This is a genomic window from Massilia yuzhufengensis (genome assembly GCF_900112225.1).
GTDB lineage: Bacteria > Pseudomonadota > Gammaproteobacteria > Burkholderiales > Burkholderiaceae_D > Telluria > Telluria yuzhufengensis.
In genome coordinates this window covers 55,845-69,036 of record NZ_FOLD01000021.1, presented here as the reverse complement: position 1 = coordinate 69,036, position 13,192 = coordinate 55,845, and the positions used below count along the sequence as shown (strand labels likewise).

Genomic DNA, 13,192 nt, shown 5'->3' with positions numbered 1-13,192 from the left:
AAGACCTGGCCCAGCAATTTGTGGTCAAGTCGAGAGAATGTAAGCTGGGCAAGAGGTCAAACATGTCGGAAGAAGCAATCCTTGACCAGTACTGCGTTCGCGCGATGAAGACTGGATGGGGCTCAGATGACGAGATGAAATGGGTTATTCGCCGAGCCGCAGCAATTTTGGGCTGGCCGGTGCCTGCCTCGGCAGCCCAGGACAGCAATGCATGTAATTGGAACGAAGATAGCCCGACATGACCAAAATTTGCTACCTAGATTTCGATGGTGTTCTGCACTCCGACCAGGTCTACCTTAGCCGCGACTTTGGAATCCATATGCAAGCGGAGGGGCGTGGGCTCTTCGAGTGGATTTCAATCCTCGACGAATTGCTGGCTCCCCATCGCGATGTCTCTATTGTCCTGAGCACGACATGGGTGGCAGAATTCGGATTGGACGTCACCCGACAGGTGCTTCCTGAAGCCCTCCAGGAGCGCGTCATTGGTGCGACCTACAATCCTGAGAACTTGGGCTACTTCGACGCCTGGCCTCGTGGAAAACAAGTTGCATCGGACGTCAAAATTCGAAAGCCTGACCGTTGGTTCGCGTTGGACGATGACCCCTCTGGCTGGGCAGATTCGTCCCGCGGTCACGTTATCCAAACTAACGGCGCCACCGGTATCAGTACATCAGAAGTACAGGAGGAGATTCGCCGCCTCCTGAACTCCTGGTGACCTCACGCGGTCTGCCTTGGGCGTCGTGCCTATAGCGGTACTGTACAAGCTGATGCGCCGTCAACGCGACCACACTCTACCGGTCAGTAGTCGCCTGGGGTGACCGATATCACAGCTGGGGCGGTCAAGCGTCGCAATGACTCTCCCCGAATGACTCCTGACGGGCATCGCAGGCACTCAGACCATTATCTAACCTTGTCGCGGCAACTTCCATCCGAATCATCGATGCTCGACATTTCGGGCGCAGGGTGCTTAACAGCTCCATCTGCTTCCAGCCTCATGTTGTCAGTGGCGTGTCCATGCTTGGCCTGCACGAATCGCTGTGAATGGTAGATGCTGGTTTGGCCTGAGAACAGATAGCTTACAACGCAGGCGACGCCTGCATACACGCCGGCTTCGGCACCAAAGAGTTCCATCGCCATCAGTGTCGAGGCCACGGGAGTATTGGTCGCGCCCGCAAACACGGCAACGAAGCCTATCCCCGCAAGTAAGGGGTAGGGCATGTGGAGTACGGGAGCTAGAGCGTTTCCCAAAGTCGCACCGATGTAGAAAAGTGGAGTGACTTCCCCGCCTTTGAAGCCGCTACCAACAGAAGCGATTGTAAAAAGCATCTTGGCTGCAAAATCGTATGAGGGTAACGGCTTCTCGAAGGCTTCGACAATGGTGGGAACTCCCAGGCCAATGTATCGGTCAGCTCCAAAAAACATCACCGTTCCCGCAACAAAAAGTCCGCCGATGAAAGGGCGAAGGGGCGCGTATGGGATGGACTTTTTCATCTGCCTACTTACGGCATGGGTGGCCTCAGCGAACAGCTTACCGGTCAGGCCGAAGACGCCGCCGGCAAGTATCATCGCGACCGTTCCCCAAATGGAAAGTTGAGGTATGGTTGGGATGAGATAGACAGTGTGATGAGCGCCTAGCATAGTGCCAACTTGGTCAGCAACAGTTGCCGACACCATGCAGGGAAGGAGAGCGTTATAGCGCAGACGCCCGATGGCTAATACTTCAAGACTCCAGATGGCGCCAGCTAGTGGAGTGCCAAATACAGAAGCGAACCCCGCACTTATGCCGACCATCAGGACAATGCGGCGGCTTTCCTGTCCTAGCCTGAGCAACTTAGTGACCTGGTCAGCTAGTGCCCCACCAATCTGGACCGCCGTTCCCTCACGTCCCACTGAGGCGCCGAACAAATGTGACACAACAGTGCTGCCCAAGGCCAGTGGAGCCATACGTAATGGGACGAACGTCTTCGGGTCATAAATTTCGTCGATGAGAAGATTGATACCGGAGTCGACGTGTCTCCCGAACTGCAGGTAGAGCCAACCGACCAAGAATCCGGCCCCAGGAAGCATCCAGATAAGCCAGCGATAACTGTCACGTGAATTCGTCGCCCAGTCCAGGGCGAACAAGAAGAAGGTCGTAGTAGCGCCTACTATCACCGCGACTACAGTCGACAACAATGTCCACTTCCCTACGTAGAGAAGCAATTCAGTTTGCTCGAAGAGCTTTATGGATTTCATGCCTGCCCAGAAAGATTGTCAGTCAAATCTGAACACGCAAGAGGCTAAAGGACATGCCTACATCTTCCCGCGCGTTCAAGGAATATGTAGGCATCATCAGCCCTAAGGGCGGTTAAAGGAGGTATGCCATCTCCATGCGAATGATTCTAGCAGCATAGGGCTTTATTGCTGAGAAAATTATCCTCCTGTAGAAGTGCGGCGTGGAATTGCAAGCAGGGCAAGTGTGAGCAGGCTAAACAATGCACCTAAGTAAAATGTTGCAGGGGCACCGAGTCTTTCCCATATCACGCCTGCGACAGTACTGGCGGTCAACATCGCGACGCCGCTCACAAGGTAGAAGAAACCGAATGCAGTCCCCCTCAACTCGACCGGAGCCGTATCAGCCACCATGGTCGCAAGCAAGCCCTGTGTTAGCCCCATATGCAGTCCCCATAAAGTCGCCCCGGCCAGCACTGTCGTCCAGTGGTCTCCATACGCCAATATCAAGTCGGCCGCAATCAGGACGGCCACACCAATCATGAGAAGTGTCCGATGTTCCATCCTGTCGGCGAGCTTCCCGGCCGGGTAAGCAGAAACTGCATAGACGAGGTTCATAGCAACCATGACCAGCGGAATAAGAGCAACCGACAGCCCCCCCTGCATCGCTCGAAGAACGAGGAACGCTTCACTAAAGCGCGCCAATGTGAAGACTGCACCGATGCCTACTACCGCCAATACGGAGATGTAAGTTTTCGCAGATTTTCCGCAGAAATCGGGTTTTTCCGCCGGCCGGAAGAGGGCTTGATAGGCTCGGTTACCCCAATCGCAAGGAGCAACACAGCCATCACTCCTGGAATCACCGCAATCCAGAACACGCGCCGAAAATCGTTTGCCCATAGCAGCATCAGACCGACGGCAAGTAGGGGACCGGCGAAGGCCCCAATCGTGTCTAGTGACTGGCGTGGCCCGAATGCTGCGCCGCGTAGGTGAGGGGGCGCAATGTCGGCTACCAGGGCGTCCCGTGGCGCCCCCCGAATGCCTTTCCCAACCCGGTCCGCAAACCGAGCGGCTATGACCACCCCAACCGATGGTGCAAGAGCAAAAAACGGCTTGCTGAGCGCCCCGACGGCATATTCGGTAAAGGCAAACCATTTTCGATTTCTGAAATAGTCGCTAAGAACTCCGGAAAAAATCTTCACTATCAACGCGGTGGCCTCAGCAATCCCTTCGATTAGCCCAACAGTTGCCACGCTTGCGCCAAGCGACAGGACCAGGAACATTGGCAGGAAACTATGAATCAACTCCGAGGAGATGTCCATGAGCATACTGACGAACCCCAGTACCCAAACAGATGGAGGAATCTGTCGCAGGACACTAAAACGTTTATTTTTCATCGTTGCTCCCGCCAAGCAGATACGTCACACGAATTTAGTTGGAAAGGCGAAAAACGGGTACTACACGTCGTTGACTCCGAGCTCGACAGCCTGTCTCACTCTTCGGAGCATTAAACGCGAGAACATAATGGAAGACATCTTAGACATTGACCAGCTCGCTGTGCTCATGGGCGACAGTGTGGACATCATCGAACGCAACATGAAGCAGAATCCGATACAGGTGCCACCGCTGATATATGTGCGTGGAAATCCAGCTTTGAAAAGATGGCGCCTCGACACCGTGGAAGCTTGGGTACGCGGGAGGGAGGCCGGGCGCAGTTCAACAAAGCGGTGACGTCGAGGCGTTGAGTTCTGACCTAGGCTTGACGCGGTATAGCTGGCAAAACAGGTGCCGGGACGAGCACGTTCTGCACAAGTAGGTTTGTGTACACCGCGGCGGAGGAAGGGACTGAGCGTTAGCCGCGATGGTAGTCACTTCATGTCAATTACGGGAGGGTCGAAACTGCCATTGAGGGACTAATCTGAGATGACGATAAAGAGCATCGCCACTACGAATACGACGACAATACCTCCGAGAAGAACGAGGAGTTTGGCAAATTTTGATTCGTCACCCGAGACCTCCAGCATCCAACGCAACATTTCCATGCCCTTTTGATAGTGAGGTCCTAGTCTAGCACCTGCGCCTGGTGGCGGGACGACTTGCGCACCTTGTTTGCGTACTTGACTAGGACGCTGAGTCGAGGAACATGCTTCAATCAGGTCTGCACCAGACTTTTCAGCCACACAAAAAGTGTGAAAGCTCCCTTAATCTGCGTGCAGGAAGGCCGGTCAGCCATGCCCCTTGGCGGCCACAAGATGTTGCTGAGCCGCGAATGGGCTGAGTCAACCCCGGGCTTGACTAAATGTCATAGTACTTCCAACCACCATACGACCACTAATCTGCTACGCAGTAAGCACGTTGCAAAATCCTCGAGCTCTACACAGGGACCGCATACGGTCGCCTTCCAAGGACGCTTGCCACATCTCCCTAAATCTGCGTGTACAACGCATGCTATTGGACTCGCATCCGGCAAGTAGCGGCGCCGGCAACCAGGTATTTGCCAAAGTCATACTCTACTAAGCTCCCTAAATCTGCGTGCTCGCGTGAAGTCCTTCAGGTACCCTGCAGCAAGCCACTCGAGCGACCGCCTAATCCAAACCCTTGGGAATCAGGTCCTACCTTGCCCCTAAGGCCGAACACACTGCGTATCGGCCACACGTCGCGAAATCGCAGCAAAAAATGTGGCGCAAACCTCTTGCACTAACACTAGACCTATCTTGGTAAACATGCCCTAGCCAGCTAGCTGGAGGGCGTGGACGCCTAGCATCCCGCTGCCATCTCGCACTGTCAGGGTAGGTTGCCACTGTCAAAGTGTGTCCATCAAGCAAATTTACACATTGACGTTGTGGTGAGTGAAGCGCTCATCTAGTATCCTCCCGCGGAGCGACCGATATTTGTGTGTCGCTAGTGCTAGCGACGAGCCACCACGAGGCGCCCTAGATGAACGCCATATCTTAGGACACACCGTACCAATGACGTATACAAAGCTCGCACGAATACGAAACATGATTGCATCGCATCACAGTAAGTATGTGAAAGCGGCAGTCAGGTGGGCATGTATGCAATGAGCGTGTTGGTCATCAGCTTCTGACGTCATTAGCGTAATTGCATGTGCAGAAAATTTGAGTAGTCTAATTCGCAACAAGGAATATCGATGTTAAACGAATCACGAGCAGATGCCCTAATCAGTGGACGCCAAGCAGTTACGGTCGCAAGGCTGACACGCTGGATGGGACCATATGCCACCCTCTTACAGTTGTTAGTACTAGGGCTGCTTGCGCTTTCGATTTCCCGTATCGGATTACTTCTTTGGCAGTGGGACCGGGTAGAGGCTACAGGGATACTTGGTCGCATCATTGTTCAGGGTGTTCGAGCAGACTTAATTCTGCTCGGATATTTGCTCGTCATCCCCCTCGTTCTCGCTCCCCTGTTCGCACATCAAAAAACCGCCACGTTTTGGAAGCTGTTTACAACCGTTTGGGCAACAATCTCCTTGGTTTTTATTGTTTTCATGGAGCTCTCTACGCCCCAATTCGTCATGCAATTCGACGTGAGGCCTAACCGGCTGTTTGTGGAATACTTGTCATATCCGGCAGAAGTCATAGCAACCTTGTGGAATGGCTTCCGAGTCGCAGTGATACTGGGCCTATGCGGCACGACCCTGATTAGCATTGTTCTTTTCAAGGTTTTGTATTCGGCTTCTAAACTTACAGTGATGTGGCCGTCGACCAGGATGCTGTTGGTATGGCCTTTGTTAGTCCTTATAGTGTTCGTTCAAATCAGGTCGACTACTGCCCATAGGCCTGCAAACACGGCTCTCTTCGCCATTACTGGCGACTCAATGGTCAACTCATTGGTCATAAATTCTCCGTGGTCCGTCATTGAAGCTATTCACTCAATGGGCAAAGAAGCCAACTCTTCCGAAATCTACGGCGCGCTTCCCAGAGAAACCGTACTCGCATCAGTGAAATCGGCCCCATGGCTAAAAGACCTTAAGTTCACCTCAACAGACTTGCCGACGTTGCATCATCAGCAAGCCTCTACAATGCGTAGCCGGCCATACAACCTAGTCATCGTCCTCGAAGAAAGCTTAGGGGCGACTTTTGTCGAGTCGTTGGGAGGCCTGCCTGTGACCCCGGAGCTCGAAAAACTGAAGCACGAGGGCTGGTGGTTCGAACAGCTATATGCTACGGGTACCAGGTCAGTACGCGGAATTGAAGCGGTCGTTGCAGGCTTCCCGCCTACCCCAGCGCGAAGCGTCGTCAAGCTATCCTTAGCTCAACAGAACTTCTATACACTTGCCTTGGGACTTGGTAAGCAAGGATTTCATACTGAATTCGTCTACGGCGGAGAGGCGCACTTCGACAATATGCGCGGCTTCTTTACCGGTAACGGTTTCCAAAAAGTAGTGGACCGTCGGGATATGAAGCCGGTTTTTGAAGGAAGCTGGGGTGCGTCGGACGAAGACTTATTCAACAAATCTTTAGAGCGCTTAAGTACCCTTCATGCAGAAGGCAAACCATTCTTCAGCCTGATATTTAGTTCGTCTAATCACGAGCCATTCGAATTTCCAGACGGTCGAATTAAGCTGCATGACCCGACAAAGCAAACAGTTAATAATGCAGTAAAGTACGCAGATTTTGCGCTAGGAAAATTTATAGCGGAAGCCAAAAAGCAGCCGTATTGGAAGGATACGATATTTCTTATTGTGGCAGACCACGACAATAGGGTCTACGGGAACAGTCTCGTACCAATCAAAAAATTTCATATACCAGGTTTAATCATCGGCGCCGATATAACGCCGAAGCGTATCAAGTCAATTGCAAGTCAGGTTGACCTGGGACCAACGCTGCTTTCACTGCTTGGAGTCTCGAGTGAACATCCTATGATAGGGCGAGACTTCGCGAAGGACAGTATTACACCTGGACGAGCGCTCATCCAGTTCGACAACTACTTCGCATGGCTAGAGGGCAGCTCGGCAACCATTTTACGTCCCGGTGGCGTCCCATTACTAGGAGAGTATGATGCCGCGACTGGCGGTTTAGCTATTGGTACTCAACAACCTAGCCCGGAGCAAGCCCAAACCGCAATGGCACATGTCATTTTACCTTCGCTTCTATACCGCGAGCAGCGCTATCGCTTGCAGAAATAGATAAGCTAGATGCGTGTCAACTCGACGAAGGTAGCACTGTTGACTCATTTCGTCACCTAGCGCGTTAGGGGCCTTCAAAGTAATCTTTCTAGTTTGATGCGCCGCTAGAAGCATAAAATGAAACGTCTTTAGACGGGTTGACACGTAACCCAGTCAATGGGTTCGGGGCAATTTACATCTGGCTTTTTTGTTTCCCACAGCGGCGTATTTTCGACTCGACACTGCACTCCTGGCGCATTTTTAGTTGAGCGCTCCTCGCTAATTCTCGTTACGATAGCGCGCTGCATCGAGTGAAGTATATTGATTGCCGAGCTCCGGCCGTCAAACGTGCTCATTCGACTTATATCGTTAAATTCACCATGCGCAAGCAGAGTCTCGCCTTGTCCTCCACCATTTAAAATTTTGACCGCCCAGTTCGATTTTTTAAAGCGCCATAGAGGCTCACAGTTGCCGCCTTGATTCAATGTTCTGTTTTCATCCGCTTGAGTTTCAACCTCGACAAACAGCGTACTCTCCTCTTTGCCGTCGCCAGCTTCCGCGAAGCCTATAAAAGCATAAACTGAACAGCGTTTTGTCTCGTTGCATACCGTGAACAGATGAAGATTTACAATTGAATTTTCAATTTTTTGCGTTTCAATAAAATTTTTGATGTCAAAAGGCGACACTGTCTTTTTTATTGAATCCAAGAGCTGTTTATCCATCGCATCTGAGCTCATTTCAATTGGGCGAGTAAAATATAGGATGCTTGCGATTGCCACAAGAACCACGAAGACAAAGGTGGCTAATATAAATTCGGGGCGCTTAAAGTTCATCCAACTCATTGCCAAGTCCCTAAATACGTTCGATATAATTAACAGTATCGATACGCCGTCGAGTTATCGGCTGGCAATGTATCGATTCAACTCCATGTGATTTCGAAATGCGATTGTCATCAGCGCAATCCACACTGTAGACAAAGCCCATCCGGCAATTACGTCTGACGGGTAATGTACGCCCAAGTACATTCTCGAAAGGCCAATGAGAACGACGTAGAAGAACAATGCAACAGCAATTTTAGTCCGGGCCTTGGATTGCCAAGTAAGAGCTAATAGTGCACCAGCAGCCGCCAGTGAATTCATGGCATGTCCACTAGGAAAGCTGAAACTGAATTCTGGCGTAATTGATAACCATAGGTCAGGCCTGGTACGAGCAAATAAATGTTTTGCCACATAGTTGCAAAGACTTGCGCCACCGACACTCGCAGTCCAGAAAGTCGCACTACCAAAGTGTCGTCGACTCACAAGATAACCCAGTACTACCAGGTCAAATATAACAAGAAGCTGGCCGCCGCCTCCTTTTGTCAGAAGCACAGCAATAGTATCAAACACTGGTGTTGAGTACGAGTGAATAGCTCGAAGAATTATGATGTCTTCTGGAATGAACTTATAGCTCGAAATCTCGAACGCAAGAAAAGCAAACACTATTACCGATAAGCACGATAACAATATTAATGCTCTCTCTCGCTCGATTAAGGCCGCTGACCATCGTAAAGAATTTCTCACGGCCCCTCCTATTTAATGCGGCGTAGCGGCCGACCGTTGCTTGAAAACCAAAATAGCGCCGATAACGAAAACTAACAGTGCAGCAGACGCGCTATACCGACTAAGCGCAAGTCCACCGGCACTCACCGGCTTGTCTAGGAAATCTCCAACAACTGCACCCAACGGACGCGTAAGAATAAAAGCAGCCCAGAACAAGCCAGTGCGCGAAACATTGCTCCACAGGTACAGCGCAAGAATGACTAGCAGCGCCGCGCCAAAAATCATCGCTCCTCCGGCGTATCCGAGCCCAGCTGTATCAGCGGTCCAATCGCCCAGGGCTGTACCCAACGTCTGGGAAAACATAATCGTGACCCAGTAGAATGTCTCAGCTCTTGGATTACTGACGGAGTCGATTGAAATCGTCCCCATTTTACGGTACCAAATATAGATTGAGGCGCCGAGGAGAGTGCTCAATAACACCACTCCACCTGGGTATCCAATACCAAGCGAGCGGTCAACGAAGTCCGCGAGGGTTGTTCCCACGGTTGTCGTAGCGATTATTGTCGCCCAGTATACGAAAGGGTGAAACCGTTTAGTACTGATTTGAGCGCTAACCGCAATTGCAAAGACTACAGAAAAGATTATTGTGCCGGTAAGGTAGCCTAGATTCATAGACATCGACACCGCATCGCCTCCTGTTTCTCCAAGCGTGGTGGCTGCGATTTTGATAAGCCAGAAAACTAAGGTCGCTTCCGGAACTTTGCTTAAAGAGGGGGCTGCTGTGGACATGCTTGCTCCTGTTCTGTCAGACCACGATAGGTTTGTGCAACTGCCAGGTCAATGCAGACCCTGGCAGCTATCAACGCTTACTTGTCTTCGTCTTCATCTTCTTCGGCGTCACTGACATCTTCCGCGACTTTGCCGACCTTACCGGTCATTCCGTCGACTTCGATATCGAACACCTTGGAACCCGCAACCACTTCTACGTCATAAAACTGTTTCGTTCCGCTTTTTTCAAACTCAGCACTGGCGGCTCGGCCTTTTACATGTTGTTCGGCTATGGAAATCGCTTGAGTCAAAGAAAGCTTCGCTCCCAATACTGCCTTAGCGTCATTCTCTATTTTGTTTGTAGCAAGCGCGGTGCCGGCGATGGCGGCGACAACAATAATCGCACACGAGATAATTCGGTTTCTGTTCATGATTTTGCCTAATATTTAGTTTCGGTAGATACCAGCTATGCAGAAAATATCCAATGACATAAATTAGAGGTTCTCCTTTCCTTTGTTGTGAAAAAACAGTCGGTAGAAGTATGCAATCACAATGACAGCCACGATGGCTTTTGCAGCGGGGTCGACGTACCCAGCCACCTCAGAATAATTTTTCTGTAGCATGAACCCGGCCCCAACAAGAACACCTGACCAGATAAGCGAACCAGCGGTGGTAAAACCGAGGAACGTCAGCAGCGGCATCTCAGCTATGCCCGCAGGAACCGAGATTAGTGTCCTTATGGCTGGGATGAGCCGTCCCAACAGGACAGTGGTCTTCCCATGCTTTTCAAATGTGCTAATCGACTTGTCGACTTCTTGCGGGCTGATTGTCAGCCAGCGGCCGTACTTCTCAGCAGCGCGCTTCAGTCGCTCGCGGCCCAACAATTTCCCAGCGTAGTACCAGGGTAGCGCCCCGGCGACGGAACCTGCTGTGCCAGCAAGCAACACTCCAATAACATTCAACTCGCCTTTCGAAGCTACGAAGCCAGCAAATGGCATTATCATTTCTGATGGAATAGGCGGGAATATGTTCTCAAGCGCCATTAGCAAGAAGACGCCGATATATCCTGTGCTCGAGAGGAACTCAACGATAAAGTCAACCATGTTGTCCTTTTGTTAGATTTGCTTGATTCACTGCGGGTTGACGTTCCGGCCATCTATCCAGTGCCAATACAATAATCGTCAATGTCACAAGGGATATCCACATTGACCACAATGTGTGGGTCATGAAGTGAGCTCCACGCAGCTGCTGCATCCAGCCGACAACTAACCCAAGCGTCATAAAGATGACCAGACTACTAACTGCCGATTTGACGCGATAGGGCACGAAGAAAATAGAGAGCGAGATTAACCATAGTGCGCTCGAGGCATGACCCGCCGGCATGCACTGACCAGCTGATACTTCAGCGGGTAGGCTCTCAAAAAGCCGTACATACGGTTCTGTTCCTCCATAACGCTGGAGGTCCCACGGGCAATGCGAGTCACTTTGCAGCTTAATGAGGCTGATTGCCGCAGGGATGGAAATGGCGGACAATGCAACGACTCGAAATTGAAACCTGCGAATCCATGACCACTTTCGCGGCGAGATGAAGTCCCAAATCACCAGTAGCAAAAATCCAACCGCGGCTACGGTAAGTACTCGCTTCAAAATGACGTGGTTGAATTCTTCTGTAAGCCAAGCGTGACGCAGAGGAAAGGTATTAGTCGTGAAGTTAAATGCACTGTCAGCAAGTTGCAGGTCCCAGTCGGTCACCAATGCGATTAGACTCAGCAAAAACGGGGTGATTAACAACGTTAAAGCGATGCCAGTACACGTTTGACGCCATTGTTCCTGGGCAGCTAGGGATAAGCCTGCCTTCGAGGACAACTTAGACGACCATCTGTGCTTACTGCTCATGTTTGCACGCATTGAAAATATCCAACTTCGGGTTGTACACAGCAGTATTTATGGCTAGCATCCCCAACGCCGAATGAAATACGTTGTCATGCGAAAATTCTTGGTCTCTACGTGCAGCAAGGCAGCGTGTATCGATACGGAATCTGGTTTGGAAACTGTCAGAGAGCCACAGCATGAGAGGAACATGTCGTTGTTCGTCCGGCGATATAACGTACGGCGCACCATGCAGATACATATTTTTTTCGCCAAGTGACTCTCCGTGGTCCGAAAAATACATGAGCGCCGTATCTACACCATCCTCAGTATTACTTTGCTCGAGAATGGAAATCGCCTTGCTAATGATGAAGTCGGTGTAGAGGATGGTGTTGTCATATGCCGCTACAATTGATTCGGTAGAGCATTTGGCGAGCTCGCTCGTTTCGCACACGGGCGCGAATTTCGCAAATTCTTTGGGATATCGCTTCGAGTAAGCCGGCCCATGGCTACCCTTCTGATGGAGCACAATGACCAAGTCTTTAGTGGCGCTCCGTATGAGTTCCGGTAAATCTCTCAATAGCTTTTCGTCATAGCACTCCTCAGTGTTACAGAGAGGGTCTCCTGGAGCAGGCTTGGAAAGGTCCTCGAACTGGATACGGTCACATACGCCCTTGCATCCGGAGTTGTTATCGCGCCACCGAACATCGAAGCCCGCATGTTTGAACACATCGAGTAAGCCTTCCTGGCCTTGGGCTTTCGCACTGGAGTACTGATGACGTCCCAATGCGGAAAAGACACAAGGGACCGATACGGCGGTCGCAGTTCCGCAGGACTGCACCTGGGTAAAGTTGAGCAACCCTTGCTGATTTGCGAGCAGTGGATTGGTTTGGCGAGAATATCCGTTGAGTGAGAAATTCATCGAACGGGCGGTTTCGCCAACGATGATGACGGTTACTGTTCTCCGGGAGCTCTTAGCCCATAGAACTCCTTTATTAGCATCGGTTCCTAACGGGGAGACGACAACTGGAGACGCCCACTTCCGTTTGAAATATCCATTAACCGCTTGTATATAATTTGTTGGCGTAAGGAGAAATCGCAGTTCGCGATGCTCACGCAACGGCGAGGCCAGTCCTTTGTATAGCAGGAAGAGAAGTACTCCTGCTAAAACGAGTGAAGCGAGGACGCTACCGAGAATCTGAGCTAGATGACCTTTAATAGGCGGATACTGGACCTTGCTGTAACCCAAAACAACTGAGGGTAGAATCCCAAGTAAGGTAACCGTGAATGTCATTTTCCATGTAAGGAGCTCCATCCCTTCACGAGCATCTGTTTCGGCAACGTTTTGAATCATTGACCAGTCAATGGCAGTGCCGTACTGGTTCATAAAGTAGCTCGCAGCCGAGGTGGCAACGAACAGGAATATCAGAACAGGCTTGAAGACGTATTTGAAGTTTACGAGAGCTAGGCAGGCAGTAAAGACGAACGCGATAAGAAGAAACATTCCTATCTGCAGCGGGAGCTGCGACCACCCGAGGCCTCCGGTGGCACGGACGAATGAATCCCAGAACGCGGAATTGTAGGCGATTAGGAGGAAAAGCGCCGCTAGGGGCGGCAATATAACGCTCGGGAGGTTACGGCTTAAACTTAACTTCACTTTGTAGTCCGAAAGTAG

Annotated in this window: 11 protein-coding genes, 1 pseudogene and 1 riboswitch; of the genes and pseudogenes, 3 read left to right on the top strand and 9 right to left on the bottom strand. The window is 51.1% G+C overall.

The window, feature by feature from the left end; all coding sequences use genetic code 11:
- Window positions 1-238: 238 nt before the first annotated feature.
- The gene (locus BM031_RS16880) at window positions 239-715 is read left to right on the top strand and encodes an HAD domain-containing protein (protein WP_091875731.1); all 477 of its coding nucleotides are present in this window, start codon (window positions 239-241) and stop codon (window positions 713-715) included.
- 185 nt (window positions 716-900) lie between these two features.
- On the opposite strand, the gene BM031_RS16875 is transcribed toward BM031_RS16880, so the two are convergent.
- On the bottom strand, window positions 901-2,235 hold the full coding sequence (locus BM031_RS16875) for a voltage-gated chloride channel family protein (RefSeq protein ID WP_091875730.1): 1,335 nt from the start codon (window positions 2,233-2,235) through the stop codon (window positions 901-903).
- Window positions 2,236-2,315: 80 nt separating this feature from the next.
- Window positions 2,316-2,378, bottom strand: a riboswitch (Fluoride riboswitch).
- Between the two features lie 34 nt (window positions 2,379-2,412).
- Window positions 2,413-3,608: pseudogene (locus tag BM031_RS16870) on the bottom strand (MFS transporter).
- A gap of 127 nt (window positions 3,609-3,735) precedes the next feature.
- Here BM031_RS16870 and BM031_RS25595 point away from each other — a divergent pair.
- Together BM031_RS25595 and BM031_RS16865 are read left to right on the top strand one after the other, a co-directional pair.
- Window positions 3,736-3,942: a hypothetical protein gene (locus tag BM031_RS25595; RefSeq protein WP_177207795.1), complete on the top strand. Its 207-nt coding sequence runs from the start codon at window positions 3,736-3,738 to the stop codon at window positions 3,940-3,942.
- Window positions 3,943-5,362: 1,420 nt separating this feature from the next.
- Window positions 5,363-7,360, top strand: coding sequence for an LTA synthase family protein (locus tag BM031_RS16865; RefSeq protein ID WP_091875729.1), 1,998 nt, complete (start codon window positions 5,363-5,365; stop codon window positions 7,358-7,360).
- A gap of 128 nt (window positions 7,361-7,488) precedes the next feature.
- Here BM031_RS16865 and BM031_RS25170 read toward each other — a convergent pair whose 3' ends face one another.
- The 7 genes from BM031_RS25170 to BM031_RS16835 form a co-directional block, all read right to left on the bottom strand.
- Entirely contained in the window at window positions 7,489-8,172 is a 684-nt protein-coding gene (locus BM031_RS25170) for a hypothetical protein (protein ID WP_143084624.1), read from the bottom strand.
- A gap of 63 nt (window positions 8,173-8,235) precedes the next feature.
- Window positions 8,236-8,901, bottom strand: coding sequence for a phosphatase PAP2 family protein (locus BM031_RS16860; protein WP_177207794.1), 666 nt, complete (start codon window positions 8,899-8,901; stop codon window positions 8,236-8,238).
- Window positions 8,902-8,913: 12 nt separating this feature from the next.
- Window positions 8,914-9,669, bottom strand: a complete 756-nt coding sequence (locus BM031_RS16855) for a COG4705 family protein (protein WP_091875727.1) — start codon at window positions 9,667-9,669, stop codon at window positions 8,914-8,916.
- 77 nt (window positions 9,670-9,746) lie between these two features.
- A complete protein-coding gene (locus BM031_RS16850; RefSeq protein ID WP_143084623.1) occupies window positions 9,747-10,079 on the bottom strand; it encodes a PepSY domain-containing protein in 333 nt (110 codons plus the stop codon).
- 63 nt (window positions 10,080-10,142) lie between these two features.
- Window positions 10,143-10,751, bottom strand: a complete 609-nt coding sequence (locus BM031_RS16845; protein ID WP_027867981.1) for a DedA family protein — start codon at window positions 10,749-10,751, stop codon at window positions 10,143-10,145.
- Window positions 10,744-11,544, bottom strand: coding sequence for a phosphatase PAP2 family protein (locus BM031_RS16840; protein WP_177207793.1), 801 nt, complete (start codon window positions 11,542-11,544; stop codon window positions 10,744-10,746). Before BM031_RS16840 ends, BM031_RS16845 begins: the two co-directional genes overlap by 8 nt.
- Window positions 11,534-13,174, bottom strand: a complete 1,641-nt coding sequence (locus BM031_RS16835) for a phosphoethanolamine transferase (RefSeq protein ID WP_229408954.1) — start codon at window positions 13,172-13,174, stop codon at window positions 11,534-11,536. Before BM031_RS16835 ends, BM031_RS16840 begins: the two co-directional genes overlap by 11 nt.
- Between the last annotated feature and the right edge of the window lie 18 nt (window positions 13,175-13,192).